This window comes from Coxiella endosymbiont of Ornithodoros amblus (genome assembly GCF_019425495.1).
GTDB lineage: Bacteria > Pseudomonadota > Gammaproteobacteria > Coxiellales > Coxiellaceae > Coxiella.
The window spans coordinates 1-17,989 of the sequence record NZ_VFIV01000005.1 but is presented as its reverse complement, the minus strand read 5'-3'; the positions used below and the strand labels follow the sequence as shown (position 1 = coordinate 17,989).

The following is a 17,989-nucleotide window of genomic DNA, read 5'->3' as shown; positions in this document are numbered from 1 at the left end:
TCAGTGGTCAAAAATCTCTAACACTATACTATATAATTAATTAAGATAAAATCAAGATATTATTCCATTATCAATGGGGGTATTATGGCGACGGTCTCTGCACACTTGCTTAAAAATATCATTTCTGACCAGAGAAAAGAAGAAAATATTACTCTTAATTATTATTACCAAAGCGCGGAGAAAAACTATAATCTTTAGTAAAAAGTAAAGAAGTTAGTGTAATCATGGGGGGTTCTGGATTATATAACGGTGGTAATAAAATTATAATCACGGGTTCAAATGCAACTTTATTTAGTGAGAAGTTAGGGACCCGATTAACTGGTTGTTACATGGATATCAGTATTTATCCATTTATGAGTACGTACATTATGAAGATTCTAATTTACTGGATCAAGAGAATCTATCAACTAATAAAATTAGTAAAATTAAACAGTTATTAAATAAATACTGCACCTATGGCGGAATACCAGAATATGTAAAAAATTACCAGATAGATTATTCACATACTTTGTACGAAAGCATTCTCTGTCGCGATATTGTTTCAAGATATAAATTACCAAATCCTATCGCTTTAAAAAACTTATTCTTTTCCTTTCCAGCAATTGCAGAAAGGAAACAACATACGTTTAATTACAAAAATTATTTAGGCTCGGCAGCTCTACTACCATGTCCGGATTATTGTAGTTATCTTGAAAATAGCTATTTGTTCTTTTTTCTTATATAGATACAGTTCATCTATAAAAGCGCGATTATTATCGTCTAAAAAAGTTTATTTTTTGATCACTCATTAGAAAAAATACTCAGTTTCTATTTTAGTGTTGACCATGGAAGGCTGTTGGAAAATATAGCGTTTATTGAATTAAAACGAAGATATAAAGCAATTTATTATAATAAGTCTGAGAATGTAATTTTCTAGTTCAGGAAAGAATAAAAATTATTAAAGAAATTCAAGTTTGACAAACTCTTTTCGATCCTAACACTAAAAAAGAGAAATAGAGCGACTCCTTGAAGCTTTAGAAAGCTACAATCTCTACAATCTCAAAGAAGGTTATATTTTAACTGAAAGTGAAGAAGGTAATGAAACAACTATAAGCGCATCGTCGAACCCCTGTTCGTTAGGGACTAAAGCAGTATATCGAACAAAAGCAATAAAAATACCAAATTCATATACTACCATTATTAAAATGGTTACTAACTTAAATCAATGAGCCAAACCTACGGATTTTAACGAATGTATTGATTGTGAATATATCTTTAGAAAAAATTTTTATTTTTTATAATTACTTTGATCCTATCCATGAAAATATGTGCATTTTACTTTATTGTCCGTTCATCATAATTTAATTGCTTTCAATTCTCCAGCCAGAATTAAACTCTTTAAATAAGAGCCAACATAAAACAGCGTTCTGAGAGCTGATAACGTATTTTACCACTGAAAAAGGTGGCATTCTGCCGGGGTTTCGGCTAAGTGTCATGGCCTTAAATGCTGTCAGCATTAAACCATCGATAACTCCCTCTCACTCACCTTTTTACACCTTTGAGTAAAATAGTTTCTTTACAGAAAGTGTTTTAAAAATGATTACACCGACTGAAATCAATTCAAAAGGTTCTACCTTATCTCAAATTACTCAATCGTTAAAAACTTCTAATATTTTTGTAAAAATATATCACGGCAGAGAGGAAGGGATAGACAAAAAACTATTTCGAAAATTGGCCATCGGCGCCGTTATCTCATCCCATAAGTTCATTATTGTTAATTTTTTCTGTAAATATATAAAGGAAAAAGGTTTCGGTCATTTTTAACCATTATCCGCTTATAATATAAAAGCAGATCGATTTTTATTACTTGATATTTCCCATTATAAATATCTTCCATTTTAGATTAAAACAGATAAATTGTATCAAACACTAAGAAAAGATAATGATCTAAAAACCCAAAAGTCAAAGGGATTTAGAATTGAATCTTAAAAAGAGAAACATTTTTACTTTATTTTCGGATTCACGCTTGAAGTCGGGGTCGTAGGAATATTCTTCGACTTTTGAGCAGACGATAATTTAAATACGATGTCGGCAACGGAATTTCAGCAGGTGTAAAAATCAAATTGGGATCGGCGATAAGTACTCCTTCCCGAGTAGGACTTGCTCTTCGTATGCCGATGAAGCCGGCAACCCCTATTTTGAATTTACCTTTAAACTGCATCGGGATATTCTGAAAAAAGCTGTTCAAATCGATAATCAATACCACTTAAATTTTGTAAGACCGAATAAATTTCCAAATTGTTGATAGACAGTAAATAAATTCACTGGCACATTGAGATACAAATCAATGTATTGCTTAAATATCCTTGCTTTCTCCAAGAAAACGCCCTCCGCCTCCACCCTCATTATCGCGTAAAGCTTGCATCCAATCGGAAAAAAGACGCATGTCGCTTATCAACCATAAAAACCCTTCATCAGGCAATAATTGACGCACTAAAATAGGTGTGATTGAAGGAATATTACGCTGATAATACGACGAAAGCGGAATAATTTTATAATATTTTATTTCTACGTCATCGATTTAACGGCCAATTAAAAGGATTCCATTGTTTAATAAAATTGCCTTCCTCGTCAGTAATAAAAATTTTCTGATTGACAACCGCATATGCTACTTCAAGCAATAATCCTGATGAAAATAGTGCATAGTGCTCCAGCGGTGTGGCTTCGGGATGATTCTGAATGTAGTGATTCAAGGAATTATTCCCCGCAGCAAACCTCCATTCATTAAACCGCATAAAGGCTCATCCAATCGAATCGGCAATACCTGGACGAATTCCACAAACCGGTACACCAAGGCTTCGTATAACTGAGCATACTGCTCTCTATCGGCAATAAACTTACGTTTTCTATTTGCTGTAAGAGAAATTGGTGACACCGATTTAAGTAACCCTGCGGCTGAAAATACCGGCACTAACTAACATACCGGGTTTATAAAACTGATTCTTAGAGGTTTGATCATGATTTGATCTGATAAACATGCCCCCCCTTTTTTTAATTTTTCTTTAAAAATTAAAGCGTCGTCTCCTAAGGAGTCAACTTTTAATCATATTTAACATTTGCTTAAGGAAAATAACCTATTCTTCCATCCGCCAACCCACTGAGGTATCCTAGCCAACTATGAATGAATCCTACCAACCCACCCTAATCGAACAACTGGCTCAAGAGTACTGGGAAGAGAACGAGACTTTTGAAGTAAAGGAGGATTTAAGCAGGGAAAAATTTTATTGTCTGTCCATGCTGCCCTATCCCAGCGGCGATCTGCACATGGGGCATGTACGCAATTATACGATTAGCGATGTTATCGCTCGATACCAAATCCATAAAGGCCAAAATGTTTTACAGCCCATGGGCTGGGATGCTTTTGGATTGCCCGCGGAAAATGCAGCAATCCAGCGCGAACTTCCCCCTGCCGAATGGACGCGCAAGAACATTAAAAAAATGCGCAAACAATTAAAGCAGCTAGGTTTTGCTTACGGTTGGTCGCGTGAAATTACCACCTGTGATTCGAGATATTATCAATGGGAACAATGGTTATTTTTGCAACTTTACAAAAAAGAGCTGGCTTACAAAAAAAATGCCGTCGTTAATTGGGACCCTGTCGATCAAACTGTTTTAGCCAATGAACAAATTGTCAATGGTCGTGGATGGCGCTCGGGAGCGCTTGTAGAGCGTCGTGAAATTTCTCAATGGTTTTTAAAAATTACAGACTACAGTGAAGAATTACTTAAAGATCTCGATGAATTAAAAGAGTGGCCAGAACAGGTCATTACCATGCAGCGTAATTGGATCGGTCAATCCCAAGGGGTGATCATTAACTTCAACCTTGAAAAAGCCCCTGATAAATTGCAGGCTTATACCACCCGGCCAGACACATTAATGGGTGTTACCTACCTTTCCATTGCGCCCGAACACCCACTTACAAAAGAACGCGCTAAAAAAAGCAAGAAAATTGCAGCCTTTTTAAAAAAATGTAAACAAACACGTGTAGCCGAAGCCGATATCGCTACGCAAGAAAAAGAAGGCATCAACAGCGGACTTTTTGCCGTTCACCCTATCTCTCAAGAAAAATTACCTATTTGGATCGCAAACTTCGTTTCAATGGAATATGCCTTCGGCGTTGTAATGGCAGTACCAGCGCATGACGAACGGGATCATGAATTTGCCTTAAAATATGATTTACCTCTCAAGCCTGTGATTGAACCGGCTGATGGCCACGATTGGGATTATAATCAATCCGCCTACACCAATCCGGGTAAGCTGATTAATTCAGGTTTCTTTAACGATATCGATTCAAAAACCGCCTTTAACACTATCGCTGATTATTTAAAAATTAATGGTGCTGGTAGCCGACAAACCCTTTATCGGCTACGTGATTGGGGAATCTCACGGCAACGCTACTGGGGAACGCCCATTCCTATTATCTATTGCAAAACTTGTGGAACAGTTCCTGTACCGGAAAATCAATTACCTGTTTTGTTACCTGAAGATATTATTCCTACTGCTCATGGATCTCCTTTAAAAAAAGCAGCCAGTTTCTATAAAACCCGATGTCCTATTTGCAATAAATCAGCGACCCGCGAGACCGACACCATGGATACCTTCGTTGAATCTTCCTGGTATTACGCTCGCTATAGTTGCCCGGAACAAGATAAAATAATGCTAGATGATCGAGCGAAGTATTGGACGCCTGTCGATCAATACATCGGCGGTATCGAACACGCCGTTATGCATCTTCTCTATGCGAGATTCATGCACAAAATATTGCGCGATCTCGGTTTATTAAATTCAAACGAACCTTTTATTCGATTATTGACGCAAGGAATGGTCTTAAAAGACGGCACAAAAATGTCTAAATCTAAAGGAAATGTTGTCACTCCCCAATCGCTCATCAAAAAATACGGTGCAGACACAGTTCGATTATTTATCATATTTGCTGCTCCGCCCGAACAAAACTTGGAGTGGTCCGATAGCGGGGTCGAGGGTGCTTATCGTTTTTTAAAAAAATTGTGGGGCTTTTCTTATCGGATTAAAGATGCTTTGCTCGTCATTAATCAACAAAAAGAGAGAAGCAATTACCAATGGGAAGCACCCGAGCATCGTCAACTCCGACAACAAATACACGAATATTTACAACAAGCCAACATCGACATGAAATGCCTGCAATTTAATACTGTCGTTTCAGCCATAATGAAAATATTAAATATATTAATAAAGTTAACGACCGATAACGATGCTGAAACGCATTTAATTCGAGAAGGTACAGGAATTTTATTGCGGCTTTTGTCACCGATTGCGCCACACATTAGTCACCACTTATGGCAATCCCTCGGATTCGGCGGCGATATTCTTAACGCTCCGTGGCCTAAATCTGACCCTAAAGCATTACAAGCTACTGAACTTGAATTAATTGTTCAAATTAACGGAAAACTTCGCGGCCGTATTCAAGTGCCAACAGAAGCATCGAAAGAAATTATCGAAAACACTGCATTAAACCAGGAAAATGTGCAACGCCACCTTGCGAATAAAAAAATCAAAAAAGTTATCGTCGTTCCTAAAAAACTCATCAATATTGTAGTGTAACGGCATCATGAAAAAAATTCGGCTAATTATCCCACTCCTGATGGTCATTTTTATTAGCAGCACTCTTCCCGCCTGTGGTTTTAGACCACGTTCACCTAACGATGTTCCACCACAACTACGTATTCTTTATTTAGATGCTCACAACCCTTATGATCCTTTAGTCGTTCAACTCAGCCGGACGTTACGCGCGCTTAATGTTCATTTAACCCAAACGCGAGAAGCTGCTCCAGTAACATTACGGGTTAGTCACATTAGCTGGGAAACTGCGATCCCCACTATTTTATACAGTAGCAATGCCACAACTTATTCTTATACATTAAGTGTGGATTTCGTTGTGGAAACGCGAGACGGCCGTACAATTAAAGGTCCGCGAAATTTAACGCTAATCCGATCACTACTGCAAAATCCGAATCAAGTTTACACACCAAACGCCGCTCATTTGATGAAGCAAGAAATGACGCGGACAATGGTGACATTGATTTATAATTATTTGGTTGCAGGTTTAGCCCCTCCTCCTCCGAGAATTAGAAAGAGAGGAGTTTAACCATGCAACTCCTACAAAAACAGCTCGACAACCACTTAAACCGACAAGCGCTTCTTCCCCTTTATCTCATTTCCGGAGACATTCCGCTTCTCGTCCAGGAAACCCGCGACGCTGTCCGCGAAGCAGCTCGGCAGAAAGGCTTCCACCAGTGTGAATTATTATTTATTGAAACGGGATTCCATTGGCAAAACCTAACACAATCTTTCAATAACTTTAGTTTATTAAGCGAGAAAACGCTTATTGAACTTCACAATCCCAAAGCAAAATTCGATGAATTAGGAACACGGGCTTTATTACATTATCTTAACAACCCACCCGAGGATAAACGCTTAATAATTATCACTAATAAATTAACGGCCGCTCAACAAAAAACAACATGGTATAAAGCCATCGACCGTTCAGGCGCCGTAATTTCCCTTTGGCCTTTGTCAGGACAATTACTACTGGCTTGGATTGAACAACGCTTAAAAAAAGCAGGCTTAAAAGCTGATAATGAAAGTATTTCGCTTCTCGCTGAATTAACTGAAGGTAATTTATTAGCCACACACCAAGCTATCGAAAAATTACGCCTTCTTCACCAAGACAAATCTATCACTCCCAAAGCGATTATCGGAATTGTTAACGATAACGCACGATTTACCATTTTCGATCTCACAGAAGCCGCCTTAATGGGCACGAAATCCCGTGTCGTTCGCATTTTAGCGAATTTATATTTTGCCGACAAAGAAGCAGGGCTGCTGATATTATGGGCCATAACTCGCGAATTGCGTCTGCTGTATCTACTGGCCATTGACTATCAGCGAGGTAAACCGCTCACCGAACTTCTCGCTTCCCAATGGCAAACACGTAAGCAGCCGCTAAGAATGGCGTTAACGCGCTTAAATACAACGATTATCGCTCAACTATTACAACAAGCAAAACGCATCGAGCATATCCTCAAAGGCTTAACAGCGGGCAACGCGTGGCAGGAATTAGAAACATTAAGTTTACGCATAGCCGGGGTTAAAAAGGGGCTCCTTTAAAATGTTTCCATTGCTCGGGTTATTTGGTGGCACTTTCGATCCTATTCACAATGGCCATTTAGCGCTAGCCAATGAATTAATACAGAAACTGCCATCGTTGACAGAAATTCAATTTATACCTTCTCGACAACCGCCTCATCGTCCACCTCCTATCGCCAGTCCAGCTGATCGCTTGGAAATGATCAAGCGTTCTATTGCAAACCAGCCTAATTTAGTTCTAAATGATGTCGAAATTAAAGGAAACGATATTTCTTATACTATTAACACACTTAAAACCCTACGACCCTTATTTCCTACTCAGGCACTTTGCTTCATTCTTTCAACTGATGCTTTTTCTGATTTTAAGCATTGGCACCAATCTTCGGTAATTCTGGAGTATTGCCATCTCATTATAGTTAATCGTCCAAATTATCCTTTACCCCAACAACCGTGGTTGAGCGATCTTCTTTGTCACCATCAAACAGAAAATACTGAGGATCTTGGTCGATTCCAGTTCGGAAAAATATTTTTTCAAACGCTTTCTCCCAAGGCCATCAGCGCCACTCAAATCCGTTGTTATCTGCCTAAGGGCGATTATGAAATCATAGCGCCTCTTTTGCCGAAAACTGCACTTGCTTACATTAAAGCGCATAAACTCTATCAACAATAATTACTCCTTAGACCAAAATAAAAAATTAATATGCTAAATTTTTTATAAGTCTAAACGCAGAATAATCGAGAATATCTATGGAAATGATAAAATTCAGTATTACTTATTGGCATTAGGATTTACAGTTTCAGGAGCTGGAGCAGCTTCAGCCGGACAAAAACCCCCATCCAATAAGTCCGTTCAGTTAGCGCAACATCGTTTTCGTGGTTTTTAGGTCTGCTACCCTAGGCGCTTCTATAGTGGCCCTCACTGACATCATCGTTATCAGCGTCATTTCGTCGGTTGCGCTATTTACCCCTGTCTCTGTTTCCACTATGGCAAAAATCAATTTGAATGGTTCCACCATTACAGGTACGGCCCGACACGCTCTTTGGCGGTACAACCGTTTTTACTACAGATAAATAGCCAATATAGTAGGTTAACAGGCCTTAAGCCATTGTAGCTTTAGCTATAATGCGCTCTTTTACGATGATCCATTTCTTATTTCTTATCAAACACAAAAATATGGATGTGTTGCTTTCCCCTCCCACAATAAATGAAAGTTCATAGGGAGGGTCGGTATGTTTATTATCAGGCACCCCATAGTGAAGGGAATGTCGTAATGCTTCTAAATTGATTCCTGAACACTTCAGATAAGTAATTTTATGTCTTCTATTATCGACGATAGAGAATCCTACATACGAATAAAGTTTATCAGCGCAACCGCACATTCCGGAACCATGTGTTCTACATTCGAATGAATACCCTACCTTAAATGCCACAGACTTAAATCCTTCACCGGGAGCTAAGTTGTTTGAAATTCGCAATCCCTTTATCATTAGGGGGTTTTTACCCAAGGAGGACTAATTTAATAATCCGATGAAAAATGCCGATCTTGCCAATTTAGTGATTAACACGCTTGATGAGCATAAAGCTCTTCAAATTACCGATCTTGATGTGAGTACATTGACCGACCTGATGGATCGAATAATCGTCTGTAGCGCAACTTCAAAACGCCATGCTAGTGCACTTGCCGATAAAGTCATTCGGCGAGCAAAAGAAAATGGAATACGTCCGTTGGGCGTGGAAGGTAAAGCTGAGGCTGAATGGATTCTCATCGACCTTTACGATGTAATTGTGCACATCATGCTGCCCGAAGTCCGTGATTTCTACAATCTCGAGAAATTGTGGAGCGTTACGGAAACTGACTACCAACAATATGAAAATTAATGTGGTTACCGTTGGGAAAGCGTCTACCGGCTTGGATAAATTCTGGCTTTCAAAGCTACGGCGATCGATTGCCTCGCGATTTTGACTTAAATCTGATTGAAATAGCAGCGTTTAAGCGCTCTAAAGGAGCCAATCTTAAAAAAGATCATGCTTCAAGAAAGTCAACAGTTTCTCGACGCCGTTCCGAAAGAGTGTGAAATTATCGTTCTGGATCGCTTAGGAGAAGAAGTTGACAGCTCGACTTAGCCTAAAACTGTTCACAATGGCGTCACGAAAATTGATCGATTAGCTTTCTCATCGGCGGTCCTGAGGGTTTGTCCACTACTTGCATAGACAAAGCCGATGGGTCTTGGTCACTCTCTGCGTTAACGTTACCGCACGCGTTAGCGCGTGCCATTGTTGCTGAACAAATTTACCGCGCGTGGAGTATAATAACGAATTATCCCTATCATCGATAGGTCGCTCAGAAAATAGACAAAGATCGACATGAATAGAGAACGGCTGACAATTAAAAATATTCATCTTGAAACACACTTGTTCAAAAGTCGCTGCTTGACTGCCCTTATTCTACTTTTGATTTTCGCCTTTATCCTCATCGGAAGGTTAATCTATCTTCAAATCAAAAATCACCATTTTTATTCCACCCTTTCACGCCACAATCTATTAAATATTATTCCCATTGAACCGAGCCGCGGTCTGATATTTGATCGAAATGGCGTGTTGTTAGCCAAGGATATTCCGACTTACATATTAACCATCCTCCCCAATGGGACACATCACTTAAACGAAACCATAAGAGAACTCACCAAAATAATTCCCATTTCCTCCGATGAAATTAAACAATTTCATCATATCCTCTATCAATATCACCGCTGCCAACCCGTCCCACTAAAATATAAATTAACAAACGAAGACGTTGCCCGTTTTTATGTAAACCAATATCGATTTCCCGACGTGCGGATTGAAACGCGAATGATGCGTTATTACCCGCTCGGGGACATCACCAGCGATCTAGTGGGGTACGTCGGTCGAATTAATGCTCGAGAACTGCAAAAGATAAACACCAACAATTACAACGTCGATGACGATATCGGCAAAATGGGGATCGAAAAATATTATGAAAATGAACTCCACGGCACAATGGGCGCTGAAGAAGCTGAAATCAATGCCAGTGGACGGATCGTTCGTATATTAAAAAGCGTACCACCTACACCGGGAATTAACATCTATCTCACTATTGATAGCAATCTTCAGGCTGAAGCAAGAAAATCCCTGGGTGATGAGAGTGGTGCTATCGTTGCCATCCAACCCAGCACAGGACAGGTTTTGGCGTTGGTTACCAAGCTAAGCTTTGACCCTAACCCCTTCGTCTCTGGCTTGAGCCAACAAGACTATCAAAAATTAGTAAACTCGCCGCAGCACCCCCTCTACAATCGAGCGATCCGCGGACAATTTGCCGCGGGCTCAACAGTTAAGCCTTTTTTAGCTCTTTTCGGTTTGGATATGGGAATCATCACCCCCCAATACCGAATTTACGATCCGGGGTGGTTCCAGTTACCCAACACCCAACATATTTATCACGATTGGCGAGAACGGGGACATGGCTGGGTTAACGTCGTCAAAGCGATCGCTGTCTCTTGTGATGTTTATTTCTATAATCTAGCAGTGGCGCTGGGTATTAAACGGATGGATGATATCCTCCAGCGTTTCGGGTTTGGCCAACTAACGTGGATCGATTTGCCGGAAGAGGTCCCCGGGCTTGTTCCCTCTCCGCGCTGGAAAATGGGGACGCAAGGCAAACCTTGGTATACCGGCGATACCATTGAGGCTGGCATTGGTCAGGGATTTTTCCTAGTTACCCCTTTGCAGCTCGCACAAGCGACAGCGATTCTTGCCGAACACGGAAAACGCTATCGCCCCACGCTGTTATTGAAAAGTGTGGGGCCCACGGGAGAAGTCAACGTTCAACAGGCGATCCCCGAACCACCCATTCTTTTGAGGAACTCTGATAATTGGGATATTCTTATCCATGCGATGCAAGACGTGGTGGATAAGCCGTGGGGAACAGCTCATTTCTTTGGTGGGCACCCTGATTTTACGGTGGCTGCCAAAACCGGCACCGCCCAGGTCTACGGGCACCAACGCGACGAAGATAAAAGCCGCACCAATATTCCCAAGCGCTTACGTAACAACCACCTTTTTATTGCTTTTTCGCCGGTCGAGAACCCGCAAATAGCCATTGCAGTAGTGGTTGAACATAGCGCAATGGCTGATAAAATGGCAGGAGAAATCATTAACTATTATTTCAAACATCGGCAAAAATAATTTCCCTTCTTTCTCGTAGGGAGAAAGGTAAAAGAGATTGTATTGACAACACGCGCTTATATGCTTAACAAATTGAACTCCGATTCCCGCCTTAAACGGCGTATGGTTCACTTCCGCTGGCAAGCCCTACCTATCGATCCCTTACTTTTAATTTTTGTTTTTCTGCTCGTCAATGTCGGACTTTTTATTTTATTTAGCGCGAGCAATCAAAACGTCAGTGTTATGCTTAAACAAACGGTGTGGTTGCTGATCGGTTTTTTAGTCATGTTTATTTTTGCCTATATTCCTCCTAAATTTTATTATCACTGGACACCATGGATATTTAGCGTCGGATTATTATTGTTAATTGGGGTATTAGTTTTTGGAAATATTAGTAAGGGTGCCCGTCGGTGGTTGGATTTAGGTTTTTTTCATTTACAACCTTCCGAAATCATGAAATTTGCGATGCCGATGATGTTATCGTATTATTTCGATAAAAAACAACTTCCTCCAAAAATCAAACCGCTCATCATTTCTCTAATTTTATTGGTTTTTCCGGTAATTCTGACCGCAAAACAGCCCGACTTAGGAACGGCAATTATCATTGCTGCTGCGGGTCTTTGTGTTTTATTATTAGCTGGATTAAATTGGAAATTAATTCTCGTTTTTTTATCCTTGGGTGCGTTAAGTACCCCCATTCTTTTGGACTTCATGCACGGCTATCAAAAAGAACGTGTTCTAACCTTTCTCAATCCTGAGCGAGACCCGCTGGGAAGTGGCTATCATATTATTCAATCAAAAATTGCCATCGGTTCCGGTGGCTTATTTGGTAAAGGTTGGCTGCATGGAACACAGTCTCATCTACAATTCCTACCGGCCCATGCGACCGACTTTATTTTTGCTGTGACGGGCGAGGAATTGGGATTAATTGGCTGCCTTGCTTTCCTCATTCTATTTTTAGCCGTTTTCAGCCGCGGATTTTACATTAGCAGTCAAGCGCAAGATACATTTACGCGCTTATTAAGCGGAAGCTTAAGTTTAACTTTTATTTTATGCACGTTTATTAATATTGGAATGGTCGTTGGAATTTTGCCAGTCGTTGGCGTTACGCTTCCATTAATTAGTTATGGCGGCAGTTCAATCATTACAACAATGGCTGGATTTGGTATGATTATGTCAATCCACACACATCGAAAATTATGGCCCAGTTGACCCGTCATGCCACCTGCGCGGGAATGGCTGCCTGAAGAGACACGGCAAGCCGTGTGGAAATAAATTTATAATAAAGGATATTTATGTTAAATTGGCTTCAAAGTGGATTTTGTACGCTGTTATTGTTGTTTTCCACACCAATATTAGGTACCGAAATGAAAAAGCAAAGCACAGTGGCACAAAAAGAAAAAACTTTCATTAATTACATGGCAAAGCGTTATCACTTCAAACATGAAAAACTGGTCGCTGCGCTTTCTCAAGCGAAATACGATGAAGAAGTGATTTTCCATATCACTCATCCTTATGAAAAAAAACCGTGGTACGTTTATCGTCACTATTTTATAACCGAAAAGCGGATCCAAGACGGTATTAATTATTGGAAAGTCCATGCAAGAGCGTTGGAATATGCCGAACGCCGGTATAGCGTCCCACCCGGTGTTATCGTCGCCATCATTGGAATTGAAACCGATTATAAAGAACGTATCGGAAAATATTCCGCCCTCAACGCATTAACGACGTTGGCTTTCCATTATAATCATCGGACGAAGTTTTTCACCCGAGAGCTCACTCAATTTTTTTTGCTTATTGAAGAACAGCGCTTACCCCTTCCCCTATTAAGAAGCTCTTACGCTGGCGCTATCGGAATTCCTCAATTTATGCCTAGTACTTACAGGCATTATGCAGTTACCTATACCAAGCAGGGCCACATTGACCTCATGAATAACGACGAAGACGCCATTGTTAGTATTGCAAACTTTCTACATGCCAACGGCTGGCACAAAAATCAACCTATTGCCTGTGCTTTTACCAGCAAAAAACCCCTTGACCCGCAGTTGATTTCCAAAAGGACTATTCCCAAAATTTCTATTAAGCAATTGAAAAATAAGGGAATTATACCATCTATTCCGATACATGATACTAAAAAAGCGGCCATTATCCAACTGAAAATGGAAAATGGCCATGAAAAATGGCTCGTGTTTGCTAATTTTAGTGTGATTATGCGGTATAATCCGCGTATAATTTATGCAATGACCGTTTATCAATTGAGTCAATCCCTTCAAAAACGATATGACCAACAAGCTCCTGGAACGCGCAATTCAACAACACCAACAAAGAAGCCTCAAAAACAACGCTCTTAAGAATTACCTAAGGTACTTCTGGATGATCCCAAACAAGCTCTGCCGCCTTTCACGGTGCGGGAATTGCCTTATCTCAATTAGGTGTCGTAATGATGAGAAGCCCTTCGCTATATCAATCGTGCTCTTGTTCTAGAGCCCCTAAACGCCATCTTATCAAAATAGCTGGGGGAATATATTGTCCCAACATGGAAAATTAGTCGAAGCTACCATTGCTTACAATCAGGCTATTCAATTACAACCGGACTGTGCCACAGCCTACAATAATATTGCCAATTGTTTTTTTCGACAAAAAAATTTTATAATGCTAAAAAATACTATCAAAAAGCTATTGCTTTGAAACCCAATTTTGAAAACGCGAACTTCAATTATGACCGGCTTTTAATCAAACTTGAAAACTACCATCAAGCTATTGCTGAACTAATAAAGAACTATTGCGATGTCCTCGCAGCATTCTGCTGCTTTTAGGCAACTCGCTCACGTTTATATGTATCTGGGCGATTTCTCAAAGGCGATTACTTACTACAAAAGACGCTTAACCCTAGAACCAAAAAATTCGGATGCTTAATACGATTGTAGATTGGCTCATCTTAAAGATAATCAATTTGAAAAAGCCATTGACTATTTTACGAATACGCTCTCGTTAAATTCGGAACACCCTAATTGCCATTAAGCTTAGCCATCGCTTTATCTTCAGTGTGGAGAGCATATAAGCGCTCTTCATTATTTACGGCAATTGAAAAAACTGCAAATAAAATGCTATTTATAACATCAGTGTTTTACACATGTATCAAGAACGGCATTGGGAAGCCATTGATTATTTCAAACAAGTACTCACCTTAGATCCTAATTATCGTGAAGATTACTTAAATATCGCGGCGGTTTATTTAAAAATAAATCAAATAAACCAGGCCATTGAACACTATAAATCCGCCTTTCTCCTAAAGCCAAAAAATTCTGAAATCGAACATATTTTAACAGAACTCCAAAAAAAGAAGTCCCAGAGCACGTGCCCAATTCGTACGTTCGTCATTTATTTAACGAATATTCTACTTATTATGACCAGTATTTAACCTTGCATTTGCAATACCAAGTCCCTCAAAAGCTTTATCAAGCCGTTGAAACTGAATCGAGTGGCGGCAAGACTAAATGGTGAATTTTAGATTTAGGCTTCGGAACAGGACTTTGCGGTGAGCTTTTTAAATCAATGGCTAAAGAATTAATCGGTATTGATGCTTATGAAAATATGCTCATCATTGCTGGAAATAAAAATATTTACGATAAACTTAAAAATCAAACATTGAAAAATGGGTTAGATAAAAACCATGGATTTAATCTTATTTTAGCAGGCGACGTTTTCACCTACATTGGTGATCTGGATGATATCTTCAAAAAAGTAAAATTAGTCTCAAATGGTTTTTTCTCGTTCACAGTCGAGAAAACACATCGATTTCCTTATGAATTATTACAAATGATTCGTTATACTCATTCTAAAAAAATACATAACCACCATAATCAAAAAATGACTTTAAATTTCTGTGTTTTTATAATATCGTTTTACGAAATTAAAAAAGGAAAGTAATTAAATGGTACCTTTTTTTACTAGAAAATACTAATAAAGATGAGTAATGCCAAACTCTACAATCTTCTCCTTGAAGAAATTAATCTTATCCGAACACGAGAAAAAATAGTTAAAAAAAAGAATCCGAAAGCTATTTTAAATATTTTCAAATCTTACTTCGAAACTTACTTTACTATCCAAAAAACGTCAATAAAGCCGAATGAAAATATATTGAAAACAATATAAAAATTATTAACCGCACTTATTGTTAACTTTTATCTTGAACACACAGAGCCACTACTCGTTTACGATCCCGAAAGTGGTGAAAATACTTTTAACTACTTACTCGTTAAAAATTATTGTACTTATGAAAAAATTTTATTTGATTATATAGAACTTGATATTGATCAGGGTTATGTAAAAAAATTGGAACTGCTAAAGGATACTTGCGATTATGTTCTGTTGAGAATAACATAGGAAACTATACTTCCATCGATGCGATTTGATTATTACGTCATATCCTCTAATCGTCGATAAAACCTCACTTTATTAATTAGCCCGCTTGTCTTTCTTTAGTTTTTTAATAAAACAAGTTCATTTTTAAATAAAAAATACTTCTCTTTTATAGATAGGATGTAACTATGATGAGGACGCAATGGTTCTCTATGAAATTTCATCGAATAACAACCTTAAATTAACAAACAAAACGGATAGATTTCTAAATAGGAATTCCTATTAAGGACCTATCCTTTTATTTAAGCAGACGTTATTTTTATTTAACAACAAGAAAATTTTTACTAAAATATGAATATTTTTGACTTTAGTTATCAAATTTTTATTTTAAAGTCCGATAATCAAGATGATATCATTACCTACAGGTGGTAAAGACAAAGCCTAAAATTAAAAGGGGTGTGACTGGTGTGGAATGATACATCAAAGATTTGACCATATTTCTTTACCGTTCTTTAAGTTTATAATCTATCGTCGTCAAACGTTTTACTAATGATGGATAAGTAGAAAAGAAATCGCTCAACGAATGCATCAGTTTGATACCCACTGTGTTACAGGATCAAAAATATAAGCGGCTTGCCGAAGGCTTTCGTGGAGAGTTTGTGGATATTCCTGTATGAGACTGAGGTATAGCATAAAATAACCATTAAAAGTGGCATCCAATAGCACAATAGTAAAATAAACAGCCGATTTCGTCTCTCACCACTTTCTTGAGAGCATCCACTATACATAGAACTAAAAAATAGAATATCAACAGTAATCAATAAAATGTTAGCCAAAATTGAAGATGTTAACGTCAATTTAATATCTATATGGCGAATATGACTAATCTCATACGCTATCATCACCACAAACTCACTGTGATCTAATTTGTACAAAAACATTTCGTAACAATCACCATCGCTAATTTTTCAGTATAATCGATCTCAAAGAAATTCATTTAATCTGCCTAAATAAGATAAAATTTTTGTATAAACTTAAGTGTCACTGCGATTCTTAATTCTTCTACAAAATTGTAAATAGCCTTTTATTATGGTGTTTTTGTACTCTCAGGATTAATTGTCACGGTAATTGAAGCCTAATAGAATTAGCTTGTTTTTAAAAGTAAATGTCAGGTACAACGAAATTAATGAAATTAAATCAGTGAGTACGATTTTTATTGGAAGAATTTTAAAAATTAGCATCGCCGTCAATAATTTAAATAAAGAAACATTTGTATAATATAACAAATTAATGTAAATATTAATCAGTAATCCGATCTCTAAATAAATTGCCAAGAAAGTTGCAATCACATACCGGTATATCATCGATTACACTATAGCGATTGATACCAGTCAACTAAATACAATTTAAAATCATGAATTTAATCTATGATAAAAATTTACAATTATAATTTATAATCTTATTTATTAATTATTTTATTAGGTTGAAATTTCCAACAGGGGAAATCAAAATTTAACCTACTAGGAAATTCAGAAACCACAATTGAAGGAAAAACGATTTTTTTATTTGCATTATATCGTTCAGAACTATCATTGTAAACTTGATTTACGTACGAAAATTTATTTTCCGTTAATAGTGTAAAAGTTTTAAAGATAGACTCGTATTTCTCATCCGTCTTGTTTCCTTTTCCTATCAGTATTACTCTTGTCAACAATCGAAAACAATAACAACGAAATCAATGAAAAACGGATTGCTAATGAATAAAACATTAATTTTATATGTTCAGAAATTAATTATGAAAACTCAAGTATAAAAAATAAAACGGACCTTTATAATCAGTGACAATATAAAGAAAAACTGTGTTAATCTTAATCACTACTATAAGAATTGATAAAACATAAAGTGATTTCCACTTATACGAACTTATCTTTTTTTTAAGTAATTGTGAAATTCAAAAAATTGAATAAATATATTTGAAAAATCATATTTTTGTAAGTAATAAAATTTAAAATAAATAATTTATTTAATTTCGATAAAAAATAAACAATAAATATAAATAAAATACATAATATTTAAAGCTAATAAAATTTCTAGCACTAATTCCAAAGAATAGTTCTGTCTAAACATATTAGTTTCTAATAAAAAGTAACTTATTGTCACAATACCAATTCGTTCGCTCTATCAGGAGATAACACTCCTGCTCCGATCCAAGCGCAGCGCTAAAAATCCAGCGGCGATTTGCAGAAAATCAATCTGAAATAAGCCACAAAATCGTTGCAG

The 17,989-nt window shown here is 37.7% G+C and carries 9 protein-coding genes and 6 pseudogenes; 13 read left to right on the top strand and 2 right to left on the bottom strand.

Annotation, left to right across the window (positions count from 1 at the left end; translation table 11 throughout):
- The first annotated feature begins 84 nt into the window (after window positions 1–84).
- Together FIV31_RS01405 and FIV31_RS01400 are read left to right on the top strand one after the other, a co-directional pair.
- Window positions 85–1,200: pseudogene (locus FIV31_RS01405) on the top strand (ATP-binding protein).
- 375 nt (window positions 1,201–1,575) lie between these two features.
- Window positions 1,576–1,803 (top strand): phytochelatin synthase family protein, encoded by a 228-nt coding sequence (locus tag FIV31_RS01400; RefSeq protein WP_280123554.1) that lies wholly within the window; start codon window positions 1,576–1,578, stop codon window positions 1,801–1,803.
- Between the two features lie 179 nt (window positions 1,804–1,982).
- Here the strand turns inward: FIV31_RS01400 and FIV31_RS01395 are convergent.
- Window positions 1,983–3,017: pseudogene (locus FIV31_RS01395) on the bottom strand (conjugal transfer nickase/helicase domain-containing protein).
- 139 nt (window positions 3,018–3,156) lie between these two features.
- Here FIV31_RS01395 and leuS point away from each other — a divergent pair.
- The 11 genes and pseudogenes from leuS to FIV31_RS01340 all read left to right on the top strand — a co-directional run bounded on the left by leuS (window position 3,157) and on the right by FIV31_RS01340 (window position 15,264).
- Window positions 3,157–5,619: a leucine--tRNA ligase gene (gene leuS, locus FIV31_RS01390; RefSeq protein ID WP_280123553.1), complete on the top strand. Its 2,463-nt coding sequence runs from the start codon at window positions 3,157–3,159 to the stop codon at window positions 5,617–5,619.
- Between the two features lie 7 nt (window positions 5,620–5,626).
- A complete protein-coding gene (locus FIV31_RS01385; RefSeq protein ID WP_280123552.1) occupies window positions 5,627–6,163 on the top strand; it encodes an LPS-assembly lipoprotein LptE in 537 nt (178 codons plus the stop codon).
- Between the two features lie 2 nt (window positions 6,164–6,165).
- The gene (gene holA, locus FIV31_RS01380) at window positions 6,166–7,185 is read left to right on the top strand and encodes a DNA polymerase III subunit delta (protein ID WP_280123551.1); all 1,020 of its coding nucleotides are present in this window, start codon (window positions 6,166–6,168) and stop codon (window positions 7,183–7,185) included.
- 1 nt (window position 7,186) lies between these two features.
- The gene (nadD, locus tag FIV31_RS01375; RefSeq protein WP_280123550.1) at window positions 7,187–7,834 is read left to right on the top strand and encodes a nicotinate-nucleotide adenylyltransferase; all 648 of its coding nucleotides are present in this window, start codon (window positions 7,187–7,189) and stop codon (window positions 7,832–7,834) included.
- A 203-nt stretch (window positions 7,835–8,037) separates the two neighbouring features.
- A pseudogene (locus tag FIV31_RS01370) lies at window positions 8,038–8,239 on the top strand (hypothetical protein).
- 453 nt (window positions 8,240–8,692) lie between these two features.
- Complete coding sequence (gene rsfS / locus FIV31_RS01365) at window positions 8,693–9,043, top strand: ribosome silencing factor (RefSeq protein WP_280123549.1); 351 nt, start codon at window positions 8,693–8,695, stop codon at window positions 9,041–9,043.
- Window positions 9,033–9,501 (top strand): annotated as a pseudogene (gene rlmH / locus FIV31_RS01360) (23S rRNA (pseudouridine(1915)-N(3))-methyltransferase RlmH). The gene rsfS and the pseudogene rlmH overlap by 11 nt, the downstream one beginning before the upstream one ends.
- 28 nt (window positions 9,502–9,529) lie before the next feature.
- Entirely contained in the window at window positions 9,530–11,368 is a 1,839-nt protein-coding gene (gene mrdA / locus FIV31_RS01355) for a penicillin-binding protein 2 (RefSeq protein WP_280123548.1), read from the top strand.
- A gap of 42 nt (window positions 11,369–11,410) precedes the next feature.
- Window positions 11,411–12,559, top strand: coding sequence for a rod shape-determining protein RodA (gene rodA / locus FIV31_RS01350; RefSeq protein ID WP_280123547.1), 1,149 nt, complete (start codon window positions 11,411–11,413; stop codon window positions 12,557–12,559).
- A gap of 83 nt (window positions 12,560–12,642) precedes the next feature.
- Complete coding sequence (mltB, locus tag FIV31_RS01345) at window positions 12,643–13,698, top strand: lytic murein transglycosylase B (protein WP_280123546.1); 1,056 nt, start codon at window positions 12,643–12,645, stop codon at window positions 13,696–13,698.
- Window positions 13,628–15,264: pseudogene (locus FIV31_RS01340) on the top strand (tetratricopeptide repeat protein). Before mltB ends, FIV31_RS01340 begins: the two are co-directional and overlap by 71 nt.
- A gap of 947 nt (window positions 15,265–16,211) precedes the next feature.
- On the opposite strand, the pseudogene FIV31_RS08345 reads toward FIV31_RS01340, so the two are convergent.
- Window positions 16,212–16,378 (bottom strand): annotated as a pseudogene (locus FIV31_RS08345) (zinc metalloprotease HtpX); the annotation flags it as partial.
- Window positions 16,379–17,989 lie beyond the last annotated feature (1,611 nt).

Bases quoted from the DNA above. Each gene is read 5' to 3' on its own strand.
- FIV31_RS01400 (WP_280123554.1), top strand. From the start codon at position 1,576: ATGATTACACCGACTGAAATCAATTCAAAAGGTTCTACCTTATCTCAA.
- leuS (WP_280123553.1), top strand. From the start codon at position 3,157: ATGAATGAATCCTACCAACCCACCCTAATCGAACAACTGGCTCAAGAG.
- FIV31_RS01385 (WP_280123552.1), top strand. From the start codon at position 5,627: ATGAAAAAAATTCGGCTAATTATCCCACTCCTGATGGTCATTTTTATT.
- holA (WP_280123551.1), top strand. From the start codon at position 6,166: ATGCAACTCCTACAAAAACAGCTCGACAACCACTTAAACCGACAAGCG.
- nadD (WP_280123550.1), top strand. From the start codon at position 7,187: ATGTTTCCATTGCTCGGGTTATTTGGTGGCACTTTCGATCCTATTCAC.
- rsfS (WP_280123549.1), top strand. From the start codon at position 8,693: ATGAAAAATGCCGATCTTGCCAATTTAGTGATTAACACGCTTGATGAG.
- mrdA (WP_280123548.1), top strand. From the start codon at position 9,530: ATGAATAGAGAACGGCTGACAATTAAAAATATTCATCTTGAAACACAC.
- mltB (WP_280123546.1), top strand. From the start codon at position 12,643: ATGTTAAATTGGCTTCAAAGTGGATTTTGTACGCTGTTATTGTTGTTT.